Annotated in this window: 15 protein-coding genes and 1 pseudogene; 10 read left to right on the forward strand and 6 right to left on the reverse strand. The window is 72.2% G+C overall.

Annotated features, from left to right (window positions below):
* Positions 1-6: 6 nt before the first annotated feature.
* On the reverse strand, positions 7-999 hold the full coding sequence (locus tag ABZV00_RS30400; RefSeq protein WP_328417249.1) for a WYL domain-containing protein: 993 nt from the start codon (positions 997-999) through the stop codon (positions 7-9).
* 44 nt (positions 1,000-1,043) lie between these two features.
* On the opposite strand from ABZV00_RS30400, the gene ABZV00_RS30405 reads away from it, so the two are divergent.
* Together ABZV00_RS30405 and ABZV00_RS30410 are read left to right on the forward strand one after the other, a co-directional pair.
* The gene (locus ABZV00_RS30405; protein ID WP_355612478.1) at positions 1,044-1,523 is read left to right on the forward strand and encodes a hypothetical protein; all 480 of its coding nucleotides are present in this window, start codon (positions 1,044-1,046) and stop codon (positions 1,521-1,523) included.
* Positions 1,523-1,981 (forward strand): hypothetical protein, encoded by a 459-nt coding sequence (locus tag ABZV00_RS30410; RefSeq protein WP_328417245.1) that lies wholly within the window; start codon positions 1,523-1,525, stop codon positions 1,979-1,981. Before ABZV00_RS30405 ends, ABZV00_RS30410 begins: the two co-directional genes overlap by 1 nt.
* 1 nt (position 1,982) lies before the next feature.
* On the opposite strand, the gene ABZV00_RS30415 is transcribed toward ABZV00_RS30410, so the two are convergent.
* Positions 1,983-2,648 (reverse strand): TetR/AcrR family transcriptional regulator, encoded by a 666-nt coding sequence (locus ABZV00_RS30415; protein ID WP_355612481.1) that lies wholly within the window; start codon positions 2,646-2,648, stop codon positions 1,983-1,985.
* A 112-nt stretch (positions 2,649-2,760) separates the two neighbouring features.
* Here ABZV00_RS30415 and ABZV00_RS30420 point away from each other — a divergent pair, with 112 nt between their 5' ends.
* Positions 2,761-4,251: an NAD(P)/FAD-dependent oxidoreductase gene (locus ABZV00_RS30420; RefSeq protein ID WP_355612484.1), complete on the forward strand. Its 1,491-nt coding sequence runs from the start codon at positions 2,761-2,763 to the stop codon at positions 4,249-4,251.
* A 74-nt stretch (positions 4,252-4,325) separates the two neighbouring features.
* Positions 4,326-5,225, forward strand: a complete 900-nt coding sequence (locus ABZV00_RS30425; protein WP_355612487.1) for an SDR family oxidoreductase — start codon at positions 4,326-4,328, stop codon at positions 5,223-5,225.
* Positions 5,226-5,248: 23 nt separating this feature from the next.
* On the opposite strand, the gene ABZV00_RS30430 is transcribed toward ABZV00_RS30425, so the two are convergent.
* A complete protein-coding gene (locus tag ABZV00_RS30430) occupies positions 5,249-6,436 on the reverse strand; it encodes a low temperature requirement protein A (protein WP_355612490.1) in 1,188 nt (395 codons plus the stop codon).
* Positions 6,437-6,525: 89 nt separating this feature from the next.
* Positions 6,526-6,945, reverse strand: a complete 420-nt coding sequence (locus tag ABZV00_RS30435; RefSeq protein WP_355612493.1) for a hypothetical protein — start codon at positions 6,943-6,945, stop codon at positions 6,526-6,528.
* A gap of 188 nt (positions 6,946-7,133) precedes the next feature.
* Here ABZV00_RS30435 and ABZV00_RS30440 point away from each other — a divergent pair, with 188 nt between their 5' ends.
* From ABZV00_RS30440 to ABZV00_RS30460, 5 genes are all read left to right on the forward strand, one after another.
* Positions 7,134-8,222 (forward strand): S-(hydroxymethyl)mycothiol dehydrogenase, encoded by a 1,089-nt coding sequence (locus ABZV00_RS30440; RefSeq protein ID WP_355612496.1) that lies wholly within the window; start codon positions 7,134-7,136, stop codon positions 8,220-8,222.
* Complete coding sequence (locus tag ABZV00_RS30445; RefSeq protein ID WP_355612499.1) at positions 8,219-8,848, forward strand: MBL fold metallo-hydrolase; 630 nt, start codon at positions 8,219-8,221, stop codon at positions 8,846-8,848. The genes ABZV00_RS30440 and ABZV00_RS30445 overlap by 4 nt, the downstream gene beginning before the upstream one ends.
* 51 nt (positions 8,849-8,899) lie before the next feature.
* Positions 8,900-9,367, forward strand: a complete 468-nt coding sequence (locus tag ABZV00_RS30450) for a VOC family protein (RefSeq protein WP_355612502.1) — start codon at positions 8,900-8,902, stop codon at positions 9,365-9,367.
* Positions 9,351-10,475 (forward strand): DUF3626 domain-containing protein, encoded by a 1,125-nt coding sequence (locus tag ABZV00_RS30455; RefSeq protein WP_355612505.1) that lies wholly within the window; start codon positions 9,351-9,353, stop codon positions 10,473-10,475. The genes ABZV00_RS30450 and ABZV00_RS30455 overlap by 17 nt, the downstream gene beginning before the upstream one ends.
* A gap of 253 nt (positions 10,476-10,728) precedes the next feature.
* On the forward strand, positions 10,729-11,442 hold the full coding sequence (locus tag ABZV00_RS30460; protein ID WP_355612508.1) for a hypothetical protein: 714 nt from the start codon (positions 10,729-10,731) through the stop codon (positions 11,440-11,442).
* Between the two features lie 67 nt (positions 11,443-11,509).
* Here ABZV00_RS30460 and ABZV00_RS30465 read toward each other — a convergent pair.
* Positions 11,510-13,140: pseudogene (locus ABZV00_RS30465) on the reverse strand (alkaline phosphatase D family protein).
* Between the two features lie 97 nt (positions 13,141-13,237).
* Positions 13,238-14,605 carry a hypothetical protein gene (locus ABZV00_RS30470; RefSeq protein WP_355612511.1) on the reverse strand — a complete coding sequence of 456 codons (1,368 nt, stop codon included), beginning with the start codon at positions 14,603-14,605 and terminating at the stop codon, positions 13,238-13,240.
* A gap of 189 nt (positions 14,606-14,794) precedes the next feature.
* On the opposite strand from ABZV00_RS30470, the gene ABZV00_RS30475 reads away from it, so the two are divergent.
* On the forward strand, positions 14,795-15,106 hold the full coding sequence (locus tag ABZV00_RS30475) for a MazG-like family protein (RefSeq protein ID WP_328417219.1): 312 nt from the start codon (positions 14,795-14,797) through the stop codon (positions 15,104-15,106).
* Positions 15,107-15,391 lie beyond the last annotated feature (285 nt).

Raw genomic sequence — 15,391 nt, forward strand, 5'->3', positions numbered from 1 at the left:
GTGCGGTCAGCGGACCGGCTGCTCGGCGGGGGCGTACAGGGCGGCCAGTCCGGCCGCCGTGGCGGCCAGCTGCTCGCGCAGCGCGACCGGGGTCAACACCTCCACGTCTGCGCCGAGGCGCAGCAGGTCACCGTGGGCGTGGGTGAGCGACTCGATCGGCAGCGCGGCGGTCACCCAGCCCTGCGCGTCGGGCGGCCCGGCGCTGGCGTCCACCGCGGCCACCACCGGGTCGCTGCCGATCTCGCGTAGTCGCGCCCGGCCGGCCGGGGAGAGCCGCACGGTGGCCTCGTCGCGGTGCAGCCGGGCGCGGAACTGCACCACGTGCGCCCGCCACCAGGCCGGCAGGTCGAAGTCGTCGGGCCGGTCGAACTCCTCGGCCAGCGGGGTCAGCGCGAGGATCTGGTTGACCCGGTACGTCGCCGGTGCGCCACGGCCGGGCCGGTCGGCCACCACGTACCACCGGCCGCCCTTGAGCACCAGGCCGTACGGCTCCAGCACCCGGGTCACCTCGCCGCTCCAGCTGCGGTAGCGCACCTCGATGCGGTGCTGCCGCCAGACCGCCTCGGCCGTGCGGGCCAGCTCGGGGGAGGCGTCGCCGTCGGCGTACCAGCCGGGCGTGTCCAGGTGGAAGCGTTGCTGGAGCTGGGTGGCCCGGTCGCGCAGCGGCGCCGGCAACGCGGCGTGCAGCTTGAGTTGCAGCGCGGCCACCACGTCGCCGTAGCCCAGCTCGTCGGCCGGCCCGGGCAGCCCGGCCAGGAAGAGCCGGTCGGCCTCCTCGGCGGTCAGCCCGGTCAACCGGGTCCGCCAGCCGTCGACCAGCTGGTAGCCGCCGGCGTGCCCGGCTTCCCCGTACAGCGGGATGCCGGCGGCGTGCAGCGACTCCACGTCCCGGTAGATCGTGCGCGGGGAGACGGCCAGCCGCTCGGCGAGCTGCGCGGCGGTCAGCCGGCCGTGCGACTGGAGCAGCAGCAGGACGGAGAGAAGTCGACTGGCTCGCACTTCACTGACACTAGCTGTCAGGGGAGTCGTTCTACCGTCCCGGCATGGCATTTCGCGACAAGGAACTTCGAACGCCGGGACCGGTCATGGTGAACGGTCGGCAGTTCAAGCGGTACCACATCGACCAGCCGGAGCAGCCGATCGAGCCGGAGGTGGAGAAGGCCGCGTACGACCTGCTGCCCGCGCTGCTGGCCGACCTGGCGGACGACGGCACCCCGGGCGCCGGGTGGGTGGTGCTGCACCGGGGCGGGGACACCGGCGCGTACCTGCTGGCGTACACCTGGGTGTGGGACAACGCGGTGGAGATCCGCACCGCGGCGGCAGGGCAGCCGGCACTGGACTGCCCCGACCAGGATCCGGCACACTTCGTCGAACTGCGCCGCCCTGCGGTGGGCTGCGTCTGGGAGTTGGCGGTGCTGGAGCACGAGCGGGCCGCCTGGGTCCGGCACATGCTGGTGCCGGAGAGCCCCGATCTGACCGGTTATCTGCAGGACACGCGAGCGGAAGGGCCGGTGGGCCGCTGATGGGCGACTTCGACTTCTTTGTGGGCACCTGGAACGTGGTCAACCGACGGCTGCGCAAGCGGCTGGTCGGCTCCGACGAGTGGGAGGAGTTTCCGGGGTTGTCGGTCGCCCACGGCTTCTTCGGCGGCGGCGGCCACTTCGACGAGATCACCTTCCCGACCAAGGGCACGGCCGGCGCCACGATAAGGATCTTCGACCCGGCGCGCCAGGAATGGTCGATCTACTGGATGAACAGCGATCGCGGCGAGTTGGAGCAGCCGCCGATGGTGGGCCGCTTCGTCGACGGGGTCGGCCGCTTCTACGCCGACGACCAGCATGAGGGGCTTCCGGTCCGGTGCCGGTTCATCTGGTCGGAGATCACCGCGACCACCGCCCGCTGGGAGCAGGCGTTCTCCACCGACGGCGAGCGCACCTGGGAAACCAACTGGATCATGACGTTCGCCAAGTCGGCGGAGTAGATCAGGTCGACGGTGGGGGAGTGGTGTCCCGGTAGATGCCGGCCAGCCACAGGTCGAGCAGCACGTCCACCACGTCCTGCTCGGCGACCGCCGGTCCGTCGCCGGCGAAGGTGGCGTACCAGACGCGCTCGTTCATCGAGTTGAGCGCGATGGCGAGGTCCCGAGCGGGCAACCCGTCCGGGGCCGCGCCACGTCGTCGTTCCGCCACGACGGCCGCCTCGATCGCCTGAACCCAGCGCTCCAGCACCGCCGCCCAGAGCCGGCGTACCTCGGCGTTCGTGCCACGGACCTGCGCGCAGGCGAGCACCAGCGCGCGGTGCGCGCCGAACGTCTCGTGGAACCGGTGGATCAGCTCGCGCCACCGGGCCCGGGGGTCCTCGGCGAGCCGGACCAGCACGTCTCCGGCGGCCGCGTCGGCCTCTTCGGTGACCCGGTCCAGCAGGGTCAGCAGCACCGCGTCCTTGGACGGGAAGTAGAAGTAGAACGTCGGCCGGGAGATGCCCGCGCCCCGGGCCAGATCGTCGATCGAGATGTCACCGAACGCCCGCTGTTCCAGCAGCTGCTCGGCGGTGGCCAGGATCGCCATCTCCCGGTCGTCGCCGGTGGAGCGGGCGGCGCGGCGACCGCGCGGAGTCGCCCTCCCGGCGCCGGTACGGGCGGTCGTCATGGCCGCTGATGCTACCCGTACTCAACACTCTGTCGAGGACACTCGACAGGGTGTTGACGGCTGTCGATGACGGTGGATATGGTCCGTCCACCGCCCCGGATGGAGGAACGCGATGCCCTCCGACCACGTCGACGTGCTCATCATCGGCGCCGGCCTGTCCGGCATCGGCGCCGCCTGCCACCTGCGCCGCGACTGCCCCGACAAGACGTACGCGGTGCTGGAGGCACGCGACGCCGTCGGCGGCACCTGGGACCTGTTCCGCTACCCGGGTATCCGGTCCGACTCGGACATGTTCACGCTCGGCTACTCCTTCAAGCCGTGGACCGATCCCAAGGCCATCGCCGACGGCGCGGCCATCCGCGAGTACGTCCGGGAGACCGCCCGGGAGTACGACGTGCAGCGGCACATCCGCTTCCAGCACCGGGCGCTGCGCGCCGAGTGGGACAGCCCCACCGCCCGCTGGACGGTGCACGCCCAGTGCACCGACACCGCCGAAACCACCGTGCTGACCTGCTCGTTCCTCTTCGCCTGTGCCGGCTACTACCGCTACGACGAGGGCTACACCCCACCCCTGCCTGGCGTCGAGGCGTACGCCGGCCGGCTGGTGCACCCGCAGCACTGGCCGGACGACCTCGACCACACCGGCAAACGGGTGGTGGTGATCGGCAGCGGCGCCACGGCGGTCACCCTGGTGCCGGCCATGGCCGAGCGGGCCGCCCACGTGACCATGCTCCAGCGCTCACCCACGTACGTCATCGCAATGCCGTCGCGCGACGTGCTGGCCGACGCCCTGCGGCGCTGGCTCCCGGCGAAGGCCGCGTATCCGGTGGTGCGCTGGAAGAACGTGCTGCTGTCCACCGCCAACTTCCAGCTCAGCCGGCGTGCGCCCGGGCTGGTGAAGCGGCTGCTGCGCCGGGCCGCCAAGGGCCGGCTGCCGGTCGGGTACGACGTCGACCGGCACTTCGCACCCCGCTACGACCCGTGGGACCAGCGGCTCTGCGTGGCGCCCGACGGCGACCTGTTCACCGTCCTGCAGCAGGGCAGGGCGTCGGTGGTCACCGACACCATCGACACCTTCACCACCCATGGCGTCCGACTCGCGTCCGGCGACGAGTTGCCCGCCGACATCGTGGTCACCGCCACCGGGCTCAACGTGCTCGCCCTCGGTGGCCTGACGCTCAGCGTGGACGGCACCGAGGTCGACCTGGCCAGCACCGTCGCCTACAAGGGCATGATGCTCTCCGGCGTACCGAACTTCGCGCTGACCATCGGCTACACCAACGCCTCGTGGACGCTCAAGGCCGATCTGGTCGCCGGATACGTCTGCCGGCTGCTGCGCCACCTGGACCGCACCGGCCAGCAGGTCGTCACCCCGCTCCCGCCGCCCGACGACGAGCGGGTGCCGCTCATCGACCTCCGGTCGGGCTACGTGCTGCGCAGCGTCGACGCGCTGCCCAAGCAGGGTGCGACCGCGCCGTGGCGGCTGTACCAGAACTACGCTCGCGACGTGCTGCTGATGCGGCACGGCCGGCTCACCGACGAGGGCGTGCGGTTCTCCCACGCCCGCCCCGTCGCCGAGCCCGTCCGTCCCCGGGCCGGCTGAGCCCGTCCGTCCCGGCGCCACCCCGACCCCTACCAGCCATGTCGCCGGGACCCACCAGGATAGGAGCACCGATCGTGCGGAGATTCGCCTTCGTTGGCGCAACGGCTGTGGTCACCGGTGCGGCCAGCGGCATCGGTGCCGCGCTGGCGCACGCGCTGGCCGATCGGGGTAGCGACCTGGTCCTGCTGGACCGCGACGCCGAACGGCTGGATGCGGTCACCGCCGCGATCCGCGCCGAACACCCGGACCGCGAGCTGCACACCTACCTGGTGGACCTCGCCGACGCGGCGGCCACCGCCCGGGTGGCGGCGGAGATCGGCCAGCGACACCCACGGGTCCGGCTGCTCGTCAACAACGCCGGGGTCGGCCTGGGCGGCCGGTTCGACCAGGTGACGTACGACGAGTTCAGCTGGGTGATCGACATCAACTTCCGGGCCGTGGTGCAGCTGACCCACGCGCTGCTGCCCAACCTGAAGGCGGAGCCCGGTGCGCACCTGGTCAACGTGTCGAGCCTGTTCGGGCTGATCGCCCCGGCCGGGCAGACCGCCTACTCGGCGAGCAAGTTCGCGGTGCGCGGCTTCACCGAGGCGCTGCGACACGAGTTGGTCGACGACGGCATCGGGGTGACCTCGGTGCACCCCGGCGGGATCCGCACCCGGATCACCGAGAACGCCCGGGTGGGCGGCGGTGTCCCGCTGGAGGAGTACGCGGCCGGCCGGGCGCAGTTCGAGAAGCTGCTCACCATTGCGCCGGAACGCGCCGCCGAGGTGATCCTGCGCGGCGTGGAGCGCCGTCGGGGGCGGGTGCTGATCGGCTGGTCGGCGAAGGTGCCCGACCTGCTGGCCCGGCTCCTGCCGGCCTCGTACAACCGGCTGCTGGTCACCGGTCTGAACCGGGGCGTCGACCGCCCGGCGACCGCCGCCGCGCCGACCACCGCCGCCCCAACGCCGGCTGGCGACGTGGCCGGCGGGTGACGGTCCGATCGTGTGGCGGCGGGTCAGGCCGGATCGGTGCCGGCCGGCGCCCGGGTCGGCAGGGTGTCGCGCTGGCGTAGCAGCACGGTGAGCGTCACCAGGGCGAAGAGGAGCAGGGCGATCAGATGCACCGGCACCGGCCCCAGCGGTGCGAGGAGCGCCAGCAGCGCGACAACCGGGAAGGCCACGACCACCGCGCCGTGCTGCTGGCGGCGGATGTGCAGCATCCAGACGGTGAGCAGGTAGACGGCGACCGGGACGGCGACCGCGTAGCCGGCCGCCACCCCGGAGAGGTGCCCGATGTGCCGCTCGTGGTCCACCGCCACGGCCAGGCCCGCGCCGACCGCGGCGATCGCAGCGAAGATCAGGTAGTGGCCGTAGCCCCAGATCAGGGAGTACGGCAGTTGGTCGGGCGCTTCGACCGACCGGTCGAAGTAGAGCCACCAGAGTGCGAACACGATCACCGCGCCGGCCGCCGCGAGCGACCAGAGGCCGTGGTTGCCGGCGTCGATCCCGGTCTGGATCGCCACCGAGATGGCCAGCACCGCCTCACCGAGCACGATCAGGGTGAACAGCCCGTACCGCTCGGTGATGTGCCGGGGGTGCCACGGGGTCATTCCGGGGCGCTCGGCCACCGCCGGCACCAGCAGGTCGGCCAACGCCAACAGCACGAACGACGCGATGCCCCACTCCTCGGGCAGGGTGAGCCGCAGCAACCACCCGAGTTGCACCACGGTGACGCCGATCGCGTAGCGGCGGGCCGCCGCACGGTGCGCCGGGTCGCCGGCGGCCGCCCGGCTCCACTGCACGACGGCTGCCAGCCGCATCACCACGTACCCGTAGGTGATGATGCTGAAGTCGCCGTCGGTGAAGGCGCGCGGCACCCCGGCCGCCAGGATCAACGCTCCGGTGATCTGCACAAGTGTGGTGATCCGGTAGACGTCGTCGTCGGTGTCGTAGGCCGAGGCGAACCAGGTGAAGTTCATCCACGACCACCAGATCGCGAAGAACACCATCACGTAGCTGGTCACCGCGTGCCCGAGGTGGCCCTCGGAGACGTCGTGGTGCAGGTTGCTGGCTGCCTGCGCCACGGCCACCACGAAACACAGGTCGAAGAACAGCTCCAGCGGGGTCGAGGAGCGGTGCGGTTCGTCCCGGCGACGGGGCCTCATGGGCTGGTAGAACGGCCGCGCGGAACGGGGTTGGGTCAACGCAACTCCTCAGGCCGGCCGCCGGGTCGCCCACACCATAACGACCTCGGGGGTGGGCGTCGGGCGCGCCGGCCCACGGCACGGTCGGGTCAATGGCGCTTCCGGCCGTGGGTCAACCCCTCCAGCACCAGGGTCAGCCCGGCACCGAGCAGCCAGGAGTCCTTGGCCAGCCCGGTGCCCTGCTGGGTCGGGCGTAGGCTGCCCGGCTCGCGCAACCCCGGCGTCTTCAGGTACAGCTGCACCAGGCCCGCGCCGAGCGCGGTCAGGCCGAGCCCGGCCAGGGTGGCCGGGACGAACGGCGCGAGCAGCGCGGCCCCCAGGGAGATCTCGGCGTATGACAGCAGCTTGGCGAAGCGCGCCGGCTCCAACTGGGCGAGCTGCGGCATAGCCCCGACCGCCATCCCGTGCAGGCCCTCGGCGGCACCGCCCTCCAGGTTCCGTTTGCCCAGACCCGAGTTGAGGACGAACGCGCCGATGCTGACCCGCAGCGGCAGATGCGCCAGTTTCATGATCACTCCCGGTGGCCGTGGCTCGACTGCGGCCCGCGTACCCGCCGGGACCCGCGATAACCCGCCGACCAGCCGACTGGGCCGGCCGTGGCGGTCGCGGTAGGTTCGCCAGGGGCCCACCGTCGAACTCGGCGCGAACCGCCTGCCCGGCACCCGGCCCCCGCCGCACACCACCAGCAGGAGGCGAAGTGAGCCAGGAAGTCCGGGGAGTCATCTCCCGCAGCAAGGGCGCGCCGGTCGAGATCACCACCATCGTGGTGCCCGATCCTGGCCCCGGCGAGGCGATCGTCCGGATCCAGTCCTGTGGGGTCTGCCACACCGACCTGCACTACCGCGAGGGTGGCATCAACGACGACTACCCGTTCCTGCTCGGCCACGAGGCGGCGGGCATCGTCGAGCAGGTGGGGGAGGGTGTCACCGACCTCGCCCCCGGCGACTTCGTGGTGCTGAACTGGCGGGCGGTCTGCGGGGTCTGCCGCGCCTGCCGCCGGGGCCGCCCCTGGTACTGCTTCAACACCCACAACGCCCGCCAGCGGATGACCCTCACCGACGGCACCGAGCTCACCCCGGCGCTGGGCATCGGCGCGTTCGCCGAGAAGACCCTGGTGCACGCCGGACAGTGCACCAAGGTGGACCCGGCCGCCCGACCCGCCGCGGTGGGCCTGCTCGGCTGCGGGGTGATGGCCGGGCTGGGCGCGGCGATGAACACCGGCAACGTCACCCGCGGCGACTCGGTCGCAGTGATCGGCTGCGGCGGCGTCGGGGATGCGGCGGTCGCCGGGGCGGCGTTGGCCGGCGCCACGACGATCGTCGCGGTGGACACCGACAGCCGCAAGCTGGACTGGGCCCGCCGGTTCGGCGCCACGCACACCGTGAACGCCTCCGAGACCGACCCGGTCGAGGCGATCCGCGCCGCCACCGGCGGCTTCGGCGCCGACGTCGTGATCGACGCGGTGGGCCGACCGGAGACGTGGAAGCAGGCGTTCTACGCCCGGGACCTGGCCGGCACGGTGGTCCTGGTGGGCGTGCCGACCCCGCAGATGAAGGTCGAGCTGCCACTGCTGGACGTTTTCGGCCGGGGCGGCGCCCTAAAGTCCAGCTGGTACGGCGACTGCCTGCCCAGTCGGGACTTCCCCCTGCTCACCGAGCTGTACCTGCAGGGCCGGCTCGACCTCGACGCGTTCGTCACCGAGGAGATCGCGTTGGACCAGGTCGAAAATGCGTTCGACCGGATGCACCACGGCGACGTACTCCGTTCGGTGGTGGTGTTCCCGTGACCGCCCGGGTCGACCACGCGGTCACCTCCGGCACGTTCTCCCTCGACGGGCAGACGTTCGAGGTGGACAACAACGTCTGGGTGCTCGGCGACGACCGTGAGTGCGTCATCCTGGACGCGCCGCATGACGTGGACGCGATCCTTGCCCTGGTGGGTGACCGCAAGGTCCGGGCGATCCTGGCCACCCACGCGCACGACGACCACGTCCGGGTGGCGCCCGAGCTGGCCCAGGCAACCGGCGCGCCGGTGCTGCTGCACGCCGCCGACCGGGTGCTCTGGGACATGGTCCACCCCCACCTGCCGCCGCACGGCGAGGTGCACGACGGGCAGAGCATCGAGGTGGCCGGCACCACGCTGCAGGTGTTGCACACCCCCGGGCACAGCCCCGGCGCGTGCAGCTTCTACGCGCCGGAGCTGGGCGTGGTGTTCACCGGCGACACGCTCTTCGCCGGCGGGCCGGGCGCCACCGGCCGCTCGTACAGCGACTTCGACACCATCGTCCGGTCGATCCGCACCCGCCTGCTCACCCTGCCGGCGGAGACGGTCGTGCACACCGGGCACGGCGAGGACACCACGATCGGCGCGGAGGCTCCACACCTCCAGGAGTGGCTGGCGCGGGGCCACTGAGGCCGGTCGGCTGATCATCGGGCTCGTGAGCGCGACGCTAGGATCGCGCGCATGACCGAGCAGCCCGCGCCCGCCGTCCGTCAGCTGCGCCTTGTGGTGGAGGCAGCGGACTACGAGGCCGCCGTCGCGTTCTTCCGCGACGCGCTCGGCCTGCCTGAGCAGGCGGCGTTCAGCGGCGAGGGTGACGCCCGGGTGGTGATCCTGGACGCCGGCCGCGCCACCCTGGAGATCGTCAACCCGGCGCAGAAGCGCATGATCGACGAGGTCGAGGTGGGCCGACAGGTCGCGCCCCGCATCCGGGTGGCCTTCGAGGTGGACGACGCCCGCGCGACCACCGCCCGCCTGGTCGCCGCCGGGGCGAACGAGATCGCGCCGCCCACGCGTACGCCCTGGCAGTCGCTCAACTCCCGCCTCGACGCCCCGGCCGACCTCCAGATCACCGTCTTCCAGGAGCTGCGTACGCCGGAGGAGCGGACCGGGGCGGACGGCTTCGGCACCGGACGTGACAGCGACGACTGAGCCCGGTGGGCCTCCCGCCGTTGCTCTCACTGCGGCGCAGGCGGCGGCACTGGCGTACGTGCGGTCGCTGGCGTTTGCCGAGCGTCCCGCAGCGCTCGCGGCCGTCGCTCGCGAGCTGGCCGCGGCCGACGTCGGCCACCGGCCGGACGAGCTGCTCGCCGCGGTCGTCAGGTACGGCCGGCTGACCGTCAACTTCCACCCCGACCGGGTGTGCGCCGACGGGCGGACGGTTGCCGCCGCGCTGGCCGCCGACGGGGTCTACCGCAGTCAGTTCGTCACCGGGATCTCCAACGGTGGCCTCAGCGCGTATCCCGGCGGTGACCGGGACAGCTGGGAGCGACGGATGTTCGGCGGTGCGTACCAGCGCCCCGGGGCGGCACCGGCGCATCGGCCCACGTACGGCGGCCTGAACCTGCTCGACCATCCGGACGGCGCCTGTCCCCGCTTCGGCTCCTGTCACCTGCGGCTGCGCCCGGCCGTGCTGGCCCGTGCCACCTTCTGCCTTGGCGACAGCCACCTCGGCCCCCGGACAACGGGCACCGCCGACGTACTCGAACCGGTGCTCGCCGCGCTCCTGGCCGGCACCGTCGCCACCGGCGAATGCCTGGGACGGGTCGGGATGGACGTCGGCGCACTGGTACGGACCCTGCTGGGCGGGCCGATTGTGCCCACCACGCCGCCTTCGCCCGGTCGGGCGCTGGACGACTACGTGGAGGCCCAGATTCACGGCACCCTCGACCTCGCTCGGGACGTCGAGGCGCTGGTGGTGGACCCGTCCTTCGCCGGCACCCCGGTCGGCGCGACGCTGGAGCTGATCGCCCGGCGGTACGACTTCCCGCTGCGGTGGCACCCGGGCTTCGCGCTACCGGTCGATCGGGTCGATCCGGCGTTCCGTGGCCCGGAGATCCCGGTGCTGGCAGCTCGGCTGCACCGCGAGTTCGCCCGGCCGGGCGAACCGGTGGAGGCCGCGCTGATCGGTCGGGCAGCGGCTTCGGTGGTCGCCGAGCCGGACCGTTGGGCGGACCGGGGACCGGCTGCGGTCACCCTCCAACACCTCAAGCAGCTCTGGCACGTCGTGGTCCGGTACGGCGCACCGCGCGCCCACTGATGCCGCGATTGTTCCGCAGGTCACGGGCGTCCGGTTTCGCCCGGCCTGCCCACGTCCGGGTCGTCCACGTCACGACCGTCCGGTGCGCGGAGTGACCGGGACCGCAGCTCGCCCGGGCCCCGGCATTTCCGGAATGCCCGACACCTGAACCTGGTTGTGTCCCCCGTACCGCCGGAGCCCAAACCCTTTCCGCGGTCATCTCCCGAGGAGTGTTCACCCCGGAGCGCTCCGCACGATCGAAAGGGCAACCATCGTGAAGGTCGACTTCACTCGATGGCTCCCCGCCATCGCTAAGGACTCGTACCGCAAGACCGCGCTGAGCGTTGTGGGTGTTGCCGCCCTCGGCGGCCTGGCGCTCGCACCGACCACCGCGGCAGCCCCGGTCACCTCCGGGCCGCACCAGGGCGCTGTCGCCGCCATCGACCTCGCCACCGGCAACGCCGCCACCTCGGCACGCCAGGAGGAGCAGCCCGTCGAGTCCGGGCTGACCACCGGCTCCGCCACCGGCAAGCCGCCGGCCGGCAAGCCGAGCCGCGACGAACTGATCCCGCACGGCATCGAAGGTGCCCAGTCGCGCATCCCGCTCGACGACGCGCAGCTCGACAACGCCAAGGCGATCGTCGACGCGGCCAAGGAGACCGGCGTCGGCGACCGTGGCGCGGTGATCGGCATCGCCACCTCGCTGCAGGAGTCGAAGCTGTACAACCTCGGCCACCTCGGCGCGTCCAACGACCACGACTCGCAGGGCCTGTTCCAGCAGCGCCCGTCGTCCGGTTGGGGCACGCCCGAGCAGATCACCGACCCGGAGTACTCCGCCACGGCGTTCTTCAGCGCGCTGAAGAACGTGGGCGGCTGGCAGGAGCTGCCGCTGACCGCCGCCGCGCAGACCGTTCAGGTCTCCGCCTTCCCGTACGCGTACGCGCAGTGGGAGGAGCAGGCTGCGGACGTCGTCCAGCAGCTCTGGTGACACGACAGCGCCAACGCACGCCGGCCGGTTCTCGAGAGGGGACCGGCCGGCTTCGTCGTGCCTGGGGTCAGGCCAGCGGCGCGACCTCCTTGCGCAGCTTCGCGGAGCCGGTACCCACCGACCAGCCGGCAACCCAGCGGCTGGTGCTGGCCGCGCGGGTCCGGTCCGCCAGGTGGTACCAGTCCATCCGGCACCGCTGCCGGGTCACCTCCAGCACGCCGTAGCCGTGTCCGTCCAACTCCGTCCAGCGCACGTGCGGGTTCGTCGAGCGGAGCAGCCCGGCGCCGAGCGCGCTGAGCGCGTTGCCGGCCGGCAGGCCGAGGAAGTCGTTGACGTTGTCGCTCGTCACCGAGGGCACCACGAACTCGGCCGCGGCCGGGTTGGACGGGCCCGTGGAGCGAGTGGTCACCTCGTTGGCCCAGGAGGTGTGGATGTCACCGGTCAGGAACACGACGTCGCTGGTGCCACTGGCCCGCAGGTGGTCGACCAGCTCGTTGCGGTCGGCGTTGTAGCCGTCCCACTGGTCGGCGTTGAGCACCGCCCCGTTCTGCGGGATGCCAAGCAGGGTGCCCAGCGGGCCGAGCAGCCAGGCGGGCAGCGCCCCGACGTCGACCCGGGCCATCATCACCGGGTTGCCAACCAGCTTCCACCGCGTAGTCGACTCGGCCAACCCCGCCTTGAGCCAGGACATCTGCGCGTCCCCGGTGAGGGTGCGACCCGGGTCGTCCACCGCCGCGCCGGACGTCTGCTGTGAGCGGTACGAGCGCAGGTCCAGCATGGACAGTTCCGCGAGCCGACCGAACCGCAGCCGCCGGTAGATCGCGCCGTCCACGCCGGCCCGCACCGGCATCCACTCCAGGTACGCCTGCCGGGCCGCCGCCAGCCGGTCGGCATACGTCCCCTCGGTGCCCGGCGTGTGGTTCTCCGCGCCGCCGGACCACTGGTCGTTGGCCACCTCGTGGTCGTCCCAGGTGATCACCCAGGGCAGCGCCGCGTGCAACGCCTGCAGGTCCGGGTCGGTCTTGTAGAGCGCGTGCCGGATCCGGTAGTCAGCGAGGGTGAGCACCTCGTGCGCCGGCCGCACCGCTCGGACCACGGTGCCGCCCGCGTCGAACTCCCCGGTGCCGTACTCGTAGAGGTAGTCGCCCAGGTGCACCACCAGGTTGAGATCGCCGCGCTCGGCCAGGTGCCGGTACGCGGCGAAGAACCCGGCCTCCCAGTTGGCGCAGGACACCACGCCGAGGCGCAGCCGGTCGATCTCGGCATCCACGGGCGGCGCGGTCATCGTGCGCCCGGCCGGCGACCAGCCGTCGGCATGACCGAACCGGTACCAGTAGGTGGTCGCCGGGGCCAACCCCGTCACCGCCACCTTCACCGTGTGGTCCCGGCTCGGACCGGTGTGCTGCGTCCCGGCGGCCACCACCGCGGTGAAGTCCGGGTCGGCAGCGACCTGCCAGGTCACGTCGACCTCGGGGCCGACGCCGGAGCCGGGCTGCGCCTCGGCGGTCGGGGTCAGCCGGGTCCAGAGCAGGACGCCGTCCGGCAGAGGATCGCCGGAAGCGACCCCGTGCCGAAAAGCGCCGTCGGCTGCTTGGGCGGGGCCGCTGCCGGCGAGGGTGGCGCCGGCCAGGACGGCGGTGCCGGCGGACGCGCGCCGGCCATGCGCAGGAGGGTACGACGGTCGAGGGTGTTGGTCATGGTCTATGTGTCTACCGTCGGCAGTGCCCGCTGCGCTGCCCCGGTGACGACTGTTCGCCGACCCGTTGACGGCGGTTCCGTTTGGTCAGCCTCATGGTCAGCACGCCGCGTACAGACGGCGGGTGCCGACACCGGCGGCGTACGCGGCCCGGTCGCTGAACCGACAGCCGTAGTCGGGACGCGCCACCACCGCCGGATCGGTCACCGTGTCGCCGGCCGGGCGTTTGCCGGTGCGTACCCAGGACACCAGGTCGTCCCAGGCGGCGCCCGCCTCGGCCGGGCTGAACTCGCAGTGCTGCGTTGCCCGGATGGCCCGCTGCACCACCAGCTTGCTGCGGCCGTGCCGGGCAACGTCGGTGGCGTACGCCTGCTCCATGCTGAACGGTACGAAGAGGTCACCGAGGCCGTGCAGGCTGAGCACCGGCGCGGTGGGCCGGCCGGCGATCCGCGGCACCTTGGTCAGCGTCGGCAGGAGCCGCTGCCGAACGTTCTCCGGGGCGATCCGCGGCACGGTGGCGTTGACGTTGACCGGGCTGTTCGGGCTGTAGCGGGTGAGCAGGTTGGTGGAGAGCTGACCGGGCCGTTGGGCGGGGGAGTCGCCACCGCTGGTCACGCTGATCGAAAAGAGGAAGTCCTTCCAGACCGCGAACGCGGCGTCCGCGCCGGGCCTCGGCCCGCCCGAACGGTTCACCGTGATCGCCCGCAACTGCTTGCCCCGGTCGGTGGTGGTGTCCGGCCCGGTGGGGGTGAGCCCGGCCAGGCCGAGTGCCACCTGGATCCGGGGCACGGCGTTGGTCAGGTAGTCGGCCGGCGTGGGGTAGGCGGGCACCCCGCCGAGGGTCTGCGCGACCAGGTTGTAGTCGAGGTAGAAGTCGAGCAGCGTCTGGTCGCCGAGCACCCCGCACATGGGCAGTGCCCCGTCGTAGTAGCCGGGGTACTGCTCCAGCGAGCGGCCGATGACGTACCCGCCCATCGACACCCCGGCGAGGTAGGTGTGGTGTGGCCGGCGGACCGTCCGTCCGAAGTGGTCAGCCAGCTCCTTGGTGCCCAGCACGCCGGAGCGGATGTCGAAGCCGTTGCGGTCGTACGAGGACGACGCCCAGGCGTACCCCTGCTCCAACAGCCGCTGGCGCAGCCCGAAGCCGGGCGGCTCCGGCGAGAGCACCGTGCCCTGGCCACGGTAGCCGTGCGCCCACAGCACCAGGTCACCGTTCCACCGGGCGGGGACCTCGATGATGTATCCGGCGTGGCGGTGCACGCCTTGGCGTACCTTCGTGGGTTTGCCGGCCACGACCAGCGGTGCCAGCGGCGGATTCTCGATGGTGTAGCCGGGCAGCGGCTGGTTGCCCCCCGGGTCGCGGCCGGCGGCGCTGGCCGGCAGCGCGCCAGCCAGCCCGACCGTCAGGGTCAGCGTCGCGGTGGCGGCGAGCAGGCGGCGGAGGGTACGAAAGGGTGAGGACAGCATCGTGCTCCCCATCGGACGGATGTCGCCCGGGGGCGACCAGGCGGGACGGATGCCTACCGGCCGGTAGCGCCCTGAACCTAGGACTGCCGTCGACCAGAGTCAATGGCTATGCTGACCGGCCAGTCAGGGCGGCCCGGCTGTGCGGCCCGGCTGTGCGGCCCTGCGGATCGGTCGGGTTGACTGGTCGCCGTGGACGAGTCGATCTGGGAAGCGGCGCGGGCGTCGCGGGGTTGGTTGGACGCGGCGAACGGCACCGGGCAGACCGAGCTGACCTGCCGCATCCTCAAGCTGACCGAGGAGGCGGGGGAGGCGTCGGCCGCCTGGATCGGTCTGCTCGGGCAGAATCCGCGCAAGGGCGTCACCCATACCCGCGAGGACGTGGCGGCGGAGTTGGCCGATGTCGCCTTCACGGCGTTGGTGGCGATCGAGAGCCTGGGGCTGGACGCGCGGACGGCGCTGGACTCCTGCGCTGCCAAGGTCCGCTCCCGACTCGCGGACTGACCGGTCTGTCCCGATCACTGGCCGCGGCCCCAGCCCGAGCCCTCGTCTCCCGGTCGGTCGCTGTTGTTGGCGTGATACCTGTGAGGCATCAATATGCCTGTGAGGTATCACCGGTGTTGTCGACCCCGGGCCAGTTCGCGAGGTTTCGGGCTGATCGACTCGGTGTCGGCGATGTCGCGGTATCCCTCACCTTGGGTTCAAGTGGTTGTTGCAACGGGGTGGATTCTCGTGAGGATGAGGAGTCATGCCGGGGCAGAGGTTGTCGTCCGCGGAGCGGGCGCAGGT

Source organism: Micromonospora sp. NPDC005173, assembly GCF_040608515.1.
Taxonomy (GTDB): Bacteria; Actinomycetota; Actinomycetes; order Mycobacteriales; family Micromonosporaceae; genus Micromonospora.

Bases quoted from the DNA above. Each gene is read 5' to 3' on its own strand.
- ABZV00_RS30405 (WP_355612478.1), top strand. From the start codon at position 1,044: ATGGCATTTCGCGACAAGGAACTTCGAACGCCGGGACCGGTCATGGTG.
- ABZV00_RS30410 (WP_328417245.1), top strand. From the start codon at position 1,523: ATGGGCGACTTCGACTTCTTTGTGGGCACCTGGAACGTGGTCAACCGA.
- ABZV00_RS30415 (WP_355612481.1), bottom strand. From the start codon at position 2,648: ATGACGACCGCCCGTACCGGCGCCGGGAGGGCGACTCCGCGCGGTCGC.
- ABZV00_RS30420 (WP_355612484.1), top strand. From the start codon at position 2,761: ATGCCCTCCGACCACGTCGACGTGCTCATCATCGGCGCCGGCCTGTCC.
- ABZV00_RS30435 (WP_355612493.1), bottom strand. From the start codon at position 6,945: ATGAAACTGGCGCATCTGCCGCTGCGGGTCAGCATCGGCGCGTTCGTC.
- ABZV00_RS30450 (WP_355612502.1), top strand. From the start codon at position 8,900: ATGACCGAGCAGCCCGCGCCCGCCGTCCGTCAGCTGCGCCTTGTGGTG.
- ABZV00_RS30470 (WP_355612511.1), bottom strand. From the start codon at position 14,605: ATGCTGTCCTCACCCTTTCGTACCCTCCGCCGCCTGCTCGCCGCCACC.